Annotated in this window: 5 protein-coding genes; all 5 read left to right on the forward strand. The window is 74.0% G+C overall.

All coding sequences use genetic code 11. The annotated features are described in order from the left end of the window. The first annotated feature begins 96 nt into the window (after positions 1 to 96). On the forward strand, positions 97 to 903 hold the full coding sequence (locus tag ACGFZN_RS04960) for an ABC transporter ATP-binding protein (RefSeq protein WP_393857057.1): 807 nt from the start codon (positions 97 to 99) through the stop codon (positions 901 to 903). A 4-nt stretch (positions 904 to 907) separates the two neighbouring features. Beyond that, positions 908 to 3,478 (forward strand): ABC transporter permease, encoded by a 2,571-nt coding sequence (locus ACGFZN_RS04965; RefSeq protein WP_393857058.1) that lies wholly within the window; start codon positions 908 to 910, stop codon positions 3,476 to 3,478. A 175-nt stretch (positions 3,479 to 3,653) separates the two neighbouring features. After that, complete coding sequence (locus tag ACGFZN_RS04970) at positions 3,654 to 4,079, forward strand: GNAT family N-acetyltransferase (protein ID WP_393857059.1); 426 nt, start codon at positions 3,654 to 3,656, stop codon at positions 4,077 to 4,079. A gap of 152 nt (positions 4,080 to 4,231) precedes the next feature. Next, positions 4,232 to 5,575, forward strand: coding sequence for a hemolysin family protein (locus ACGFZN_RS04975; RefSeq protein WP_393857060.1), 1,344 nt, complete (start codon positions 4,232 to 4,234; stop codon positions 5,573 to 5,575). Beyond that, on the forward strand, positions 5,572 to 6,591 hold the full coding sequence (locus ACGFZN_RS04980) for a hemolysin family protein (protein ID WP_393857061.1): 1,020 nt from the start codon (positions 5,572 to 5,574) through the stop codon (positions 6,589 to 6,591). The genes ACGFZN_RS04975 and ACGFZN_RS04980 overlap by 4 nt, the downstream gene beginning before the upstream one ends. The last annotated feature ends 776 nt before the right edge of the window (positions 6,592 to 7,367 follow it).

Raw genomic sequence — 7,367 nt, forward strand, 5'->3', positions numbered from 1 at the left:
CTAGCAAGGCAAGGGCGGCGTGTGGACCGCTGCGCCGGGCCGGCTTGTCCCTTACGCTCGCCGGGGACGGGCGGTTCCGGCGACCGGGAGGCGGTCTTGTCCACACCTGCTGCGCGGCACGCGCCGGACGGCGCCGTCGCGGCCCGCGCCCGCGGGCTGACGAAGGCGTACGGCTCCGGCGAGACGGCCGTCATCGCCCTCGACTCGGTGGACGTGGACATCGCCCGCGGCCGTTTCACCGCCGTGATGGGGCCCTCGGGCTCCGGGAAGTCCACGCTGATGCACTGTCTGGCGGGCCTGGACACGGTGTCGGCTGGCCAGGTGTGGCTGGGCGACACGGAGATCACGGGGCTGAGGGAACGGGAGCTGACCCGGCTCCGGCGCGACCGGATCGGGTTCATGTTCCAGTCGTTCAATCTGATCCCGACGCTGACGGCCGCCGAGAACATCACGCTGCCGATGGACATCGCGGGCCGCAGGCCCGACCCGCGGTGGCTGGACCGGGTGATCGACCGGCTCGGCCTGCGCGACCGCCTCTCGCACCGGCCCGCCCAGCTGTCCGGCGGCCAGCAGCAGCGGGTGGCGTGCGCGCGGGCGCTGGCCTCGCGGCCGGAGCTGATCTTCGCCGACGAGCCGACCGGGAACCTCGACTCGCGGGCCGGCCTGGAGGTGCTGGGCTTCCTGCGGGACGCGGTGGACGCCCTCGGGCAGACGGTCGTCATGGTCACCCACGACCCGGGCGCCGCCGCCCATTCCGATCTGGTGCTCTTCCTGGCGGACGGGCGGATCGTGGACGAGATGGAACGGCCGACGGCGGACGCCGTACTGGAACGCATGAAGCGCTTCGACACCGTGCGGGGCCGCTTCGACGACGTCGCCGACCGCACCGTCCGAGAGGACTGACCGGGTGCTCAAGGCGACCCTGAGGAGCTTCCTCGCGCACAAGGGGCGGCTGGCGCTGTCCGCGCTGGCCGTGATCCTGTCCGTGGCCTTCGTCGCGGGCAGTCTGATCTTCTCCGACACCGTCACCCGCACCTTCGACCGGCTCTTCGCGTCCACCGCCGCCGATGTGACGGTCCTGCCGAAGCAGCAGGACCTGACGTCGGCGCGGCTGAGCGGTTCGGTGCAGACCCTGCCGGCGGCGCTGCGGGACCGGGTGGCGAAGGTCGACGGGGTCGCGGCGGCCCGCGCCGAGGTGTCGGTGCAGAACGCGGTCGTGGTCGACCGCCACAACAGGTCGGTGGGGCCGACCACCGGCGCCCCGACCATCGCGATGGCCTGGTACGCCACGCACCGCAGCCCGGTGCGGCTCACCTCGGGCCGTGCGCCGCACGGCGCGGGCGAGGCGCTGCTCGACGCCGACACGGCCCGCAAGAGGCACGTCGGCATCGGCGACGCGCTCACCGTGCAGGCGCAGCCCGGCACCTTCCGGGTGCGGGTCGTCGGCATCGCCACGTTCACCGCCACCAACCCCGGGGCCGCCCTGGTCTTCCTGGACCCGGCGGTGGCGGGCCGCGAACTGCTCGGGTCGGCCGCCAAGGCGACCACCATCGCGGTGGACGCGGCCCCGGGCGTGCCGGACGCGGAACTCAAGCGGCGCGTCGCCCAGGCGGTCGGCACCGGCTCCTACGACCTGAAGACCGCGAGCGAACAGGCCAAGTCGGCGGCGGCCAGCCTCGGCACCTTCCTGGACGTGATCAAGTACGTGATGCTCGGCTTCGCCGGTGTCGCGCTGCTCGTCGGCGTGTTCCTCATCGTCAACACCTTCTCCATGCTGATCGCCCAGCGCACCCGGGAACTGGGCCTGCTGCGGGCGCTCGGCGCGGACCGGCGGCAGGTGCGGCGCTCGGTGCTCACGGAGGCGCTGCTGCTCGGCCTGGTGGGGTCCACGCTCGGGCTGGGCGCCGGGATCGGTCTGGCGGCGGGCCTGATCCGGCTGATCAGCGCGTTCGGGATGAACCTGAAGACGACCGAGATGGTCATCGGCTGGGGCACGCCCGTCGCGGCCTACGTCGTGGGCCTCGGCGTCACCTTCGTGGCCGCCTATCTGCCCGCCCGGCGCGCGGCGGCCGTCTCGCCGATGGCGGCGCTCGCGGACGCCGAGGTCGCCGGTGTGGGCAAGCCGCTGAAGGTGCGGGCGGCCGTCGGCGCGGTGATCGGAGCGGTCGGCGCGGGTGCGCTGGCCGGGTGCGCGGCGGCCACGCGGACCGCGCAGGCGGCCGGGCTGCTCGGGGCCGGCGTGGCGCTGACGCTGATCGCGGCCGTCGTCGCCGGTCCGCTGCTGGTGCGGCCGGTGATCCGGGTGCTGGGCGGCGCCTTCCCCGCCCTGTTCGGCGCGGTGGGCCTGATGAGCCAGCGCAACGCCCTGCGCAATCCGCGCCGTACGGGTGCCACCGCCGCGGCGCTGATGGTGGGGCTGGCCCTGGTCGGCGGGATGTCGGTGGCGAGCACCTCGATGTCGGCGTCGTTCGACCGGCAGATCGACAAGACGCTCGGCGCCGACTTCATCGTCCAGAACACCAACTTCCAGCCGTTCACCGGGCAGGTGCGCGGCACCGTGGCCCGCACGCCCGGGGTGGGGCTCGTCGTGGCGCAGCGGCTCACCCAGGTCGCCGTACGGCTGCCGAACGGCACGCGGGTGCGGACCGCCGCCGCCGGGTACGGCCCCGGGCTCGACGACGTCGTGCACATCACCTACACGCGGGGCGGTTCGGCGGCGGCGCTGGCGGACGGCCACCTCGCCATGGACGGCGACTTCGCCCGGGACCACGGCGTGCACGTCGGCAGCGTCCTCGCGGCCGAGTTCCCGGGCGGCCGGCACGCCGAGCTGACCGTGGCGGCGCTGACCAACCAGGACACGGCGCAGGGCTTCGGCACCGAGGGCGGCATGTTCTTCGGTCTGGGCACCCTCGCGCGGTACGCGCCGGGCGCCCAGGACTCCGCCCTGTTCGTGAACGCGGCCGCCGGCACCCGGCCGCAGGACCTGCGGCCCCGGCTGGAACGCGCCCTGACCCCGTACCCGCAGGTCCGGGTGCGCAACCAGACCGACTACAAGCAACTGGTCCACGACCAGATCGCCGTCCTGCTGTACCTGGTGTACGCGCTGCTCGGGCTGGCGATCCTCATCGCGGTGCTCGGTGTGGTCAACACCCTCGCCCTGTCGGTGGTGGAGCGCACCCGGGAGATCGGGCTGCTGCGCGCGATCGGGCTGGGGCGGCGGCAGTTGCGCCGGATGATCCGGCTGGAGTCGGTGGTGATCGCGGTGTTCGGCGCGGTGCTCGGGCTGGCGCTGGGGCTCGTGTGGGGCGTGTGCATGCAGCAGGTGCTGGCGCTGCGCGGGCTGACCGCGCTGGCCGTCCCGTGGAGCACGATCGTCGGGGTCGTGATCGCCTCCGCGGTGGTGGGCGTGGTGGCGGCACTGCTGCCGGCGCTGCGGGCGTCCCGGATGAACGTGCTGACGGCGATCGCCCACGAGTGACGACGCCCGGCCCCCATGGCGCGCTCATTCCCCGGCCCGCCCGGGCCCGGGTGCCGCTGCTGATCGGCGCGAACGGCGACCGGATGCTGCGGCTGACCGCCGAGCACGGCCGCGCGCGGAGTCCGCATGACGGAATTCCCGCCCGGCGGCGACTCCCTCGTGATCCGATGATCACATGACCGATCTGCGGATACGCCACGCTCACACCGATGATCTCGACGCCGTGCTCGCCTTCTGGAAGACGGCCGCCGAGGGCACCAGCATCAGCGACGACCGGGACGGGGTGGAGCGGCTGGCCGCCCGCGATCCCGAGGCGCTCATTCTCGCCGAGCTGGACGGCGAGCTGGTGGGCACGGTGATCGCGGGGTTCGACGGCTGGCGCTGCCATCTGTACCGGCTCGCGGTGCATCCGCGACGGCGCCGGCAGGGCATCGCCTCGGCGCTGCTGGCCGCCGCCGAGGAGCGGTTCGCACGGCTCGGCGGCCGGCGCGCGGACGCGATGGTGCTGGTGCGCAACGAGACCGCGCACCACGCCTGGGGCGCCGCCGGGTACGCGCCGGAGGAGCAGTGGCGGCGCTGGGTGAAGCCGCTCGCCGGCTGAGACGCCGAGACGTCTTTGCCCATCCTTTACTCTTGAGGGAGCACTCGGCTCTCTATGAAAGGTTGTGAGCGTCCGCCCATGGGCGAGCCTCCCCGTCGGCGCCACCGCGCGTCCCGTCCCGCCTTGTCCGATCATGGGACGGGGGTGAACCGATGACCGAAGTGCTCCTGCTTCTGGTGGCGGTCCTGCTGTCGGTCGCCTGCGGCGCCTTCGTGGCCGCGGAGTTCTCGCTGACCACGGTGGAGCGCGGCGCGCTGGAGCGGGCAGCCGAGCGCGGCGAACGGGGCGCCGCGGGCGCCCTGAAGGCCGTACGGAACCTGACCTTCCAGCTCTCCGGCGCCCAGCTCGGCATCACCGTGACCAACCTGGTGGTCGGCATGCTCGCCGAGCCGTCCGTCGCCAAGCTGCTGGCCGGACCCTTCCGGGCGATGGGCCTGTCGGGGTCCACGGCGAGTTCGGTCGCGCTGGTGCTCGGTACGGCCCTGTCGACGGTGTTCCTGATGGTCGTAGGGGAGCTGGTGCCGAAGAACTGGGCGATCTCGTCGCCGCTGGCCATGGCCCGGCGGGTCGGCAACCCGCAGCGCCTGTTCAGCGCGGCGTTCCGGCCCTTCATCACGCACCTGAACAACACGGCCAACCATGTCGTACGCCGGCTCGGCATCGAGCCCGCCGAGGAGCTGGCCTCCGCGCGCAGCCCCCAGGAGCTGGCGGCGCTCGCCCGGCACTCCGCCAAGGAGGGCGCGCTGGAGCCGGACACCGCCGAGCTGTTCGTGCGCACACTGAACCTGGCCGATCTGACGGCGGAGAACGTGATGACCCCGCGCGTCCAGGTCGTGGCCCTCGAGACGCAGGCGACCTGCGAGGACGTGGCCAACGCGACCCGGGCGACCGGGCTGAGCCGGTTCCCGGTCTACCGGGGCACCCTCGACTCGGTGGTCGGCACCGCCCACATCAAGGACGTCCTCGCCGTCCCCGCCGACCAGCGGCGCCACCGCACGGTCGCCCAGATCATGCGCGAGCCGCTGCTGGTCCCCGAGTCCCTCACCGTCGACCGCCTGCTGGACCGCCTCGGCGGCCGGCGCACCATGGCCGTCGTCATCGACGAGTACGGCGGCACGGCCGGGGTGGCGACCCTGGAGGACATCGTCGAGGAGGTGGTCGGCGAGGTGCGCGACGAGCACGACCCGCACGAGACGCCCGACCTCGCCCCCGCCGGGGCGGACGAGCGGGGCCGGGCCCTGTACTCGGCCGACGGCGCCGCCCGCACCGACCAGCTCGCGCGCGTGGGGCTGCGGGCGCCCGAGGGGCCGTACGAGACCCTGGCCGGCCTGGTGGCGACCCAGTTGGGCCGGATACCGGTCACCGGTGACACGGTCGAGGTCGCGGGCTGGCGGCTGGACGTGGTGGACGCCACCGGCCGCCGGGCGGCGCGGGTGCTGCTGCACGCACCGCTGGACGACGAGCGGCCCCACGAGACCGCGGAGGGGGCGCGATGACCGCCGTACAGCTGCTGATCGGCCTGGCGACGCTCGTCGTCAACGCCTTCTTCGTGGGCGCCGAGTTCGCGCTGATCTCCGTTCGCCGCTCCCAGGTCGAGCCGCTCGCCCTGGAGGGCGACCGGCGCGCGAAGGCCGTGCTGTGGGGCCTGGAGCACGTCTCCGCACTGCTCGCCGCCGCCCAGCTCGGCATCACGTTGTGCACGCTGGTCCTGGGCGTGGTCGCCGAGCCGGCGATCGCGCATCTGCTGGAGCCGGTGTTCCGTGCGGTCGGGGTGCCCATGAGCGCGGGGCACGCGGTGTCCTTCGTGATCGCGCTGACCCTGGCGACCTATCTGCACATGCTGATGGGCGAGATGGTCCCGAAGAACATCGCGCTCGCCGAACCTGTGCGCAGCGCGCTGCTGCTGGGCCCGCCGCTGGTCGCGCTGTCCCGGACACTGCGCCCGGTGATCTTCACCGTCAACGCCTTCGCGAACGCGCTGCTGAAGCTGCTCAGGGTGGAGGCGAGGAACGAGGTCTCGGCGACCTTCACGGACACCGAACTCGCCGAGATCGTCAAGGACGCCAGCCAGGCGGGTCTGATCGACGACCGGGCGCAGGAACGGCTGCACGACGCCCTGGAGCTGGGCAGCCGGCCGGTGCGGGACGTCGTGGTGCCGCTGAGGCGTGTGGTGTACGCGCGCATGGGCGTCACCCCGGAGCAGCTGGAGCGGCTGTCGGCCGAGTCGGGCTTCTCCCGGTTCCCGGTGGTCGACGTGGGCCGGCGCATCGTGGGCTACCTGCACGTCAAGGACGCGCTGGACGCCTCGCCCCGGGACGTACCGTTCCGGCTGCGGGACATGCGGCCCATCGCGCGCGTCCGGGAGCGGACCCCGCTGGACGACGTGCTCACCGCGATGCGCGGCAGCCGTACGCATCTGGCGGCGGTACTCGGCGACGACGGCCGACTGGCCGGCCTGGTGACCATGGAGGACGTGCTACGCCAACTGTTCGGGCAGCCGGCGCCCAGCTGACACCGGGACGCCCGGGCGGGCGCGGGGTGGCCCGGCAGGCGAGCGGTCGCCGGGGGCGGGAGGCCGCGGCCAGGCGCGCCGCTGGGCGGGCGGGACGTCGTGGCCGGACATGTGGCTGGGCTGGGGCCGCCTGCCGGGCACGGCGTCGGCCGGGCGAGACGCCGGCAGGCATACGGCTGGGCGAGCGAGACGCCGGCCAGGCATACCACTGGGCCAGGGCCGCCTGCCGGGCACGGCGTCGGCCGGGCACACGGCTTGGCTGGGCCGGGAGCCTCCGACCGGGCATACCACTGGGCAGGCAAGACGCCGGCCAGCCATACCGCCGGGCGGGCGAGACGCCGGCCGGGCACACGGCTTGGCTGGGCCGGGAGCCTCCGACCGGGCATGCCACTGGGCGGGCGAGACGCCGGCCAGGCATACCACTGGGCCAGGGCCGCCTGCCAGGCATGGCACCGGCCGCCCGAGATGTCGACCGGGCACACGGCTGGGACCGAGCCGCCGACCAGGCATACCACTGGGCAGGCAAGACGCCGGCCAGCCATACCGCCGGGCGAGCGAGACGCCGGCCAGGCATACCACTGGGCCAGGGCCGCCCGCCGGGCACGGCACCAGCCGCGCGAGATGTCGGCCGAGCACACGGCTGGGCTCGGGACCGCCGACCAGGCACGGCGTCGGCCGCGCGAGATGTCGACCGGGCACACGGCTGGGACCGAGCCGCCGACCAGGCATACCACTGGGCAGGCAAGACGCCGGCCAGCCATACCGCCGGGCGAGCG

The organism is Streptomyces sp. NPDC048192, from assembly GCF_043202415.1.
In the GTDB taxonomy this organism is placed as follows: domain Bacteria; phylum Actinomycetota; class Actinomycetes; order Streptomycetales; family Streptomycetaceae; genus Streptomyces.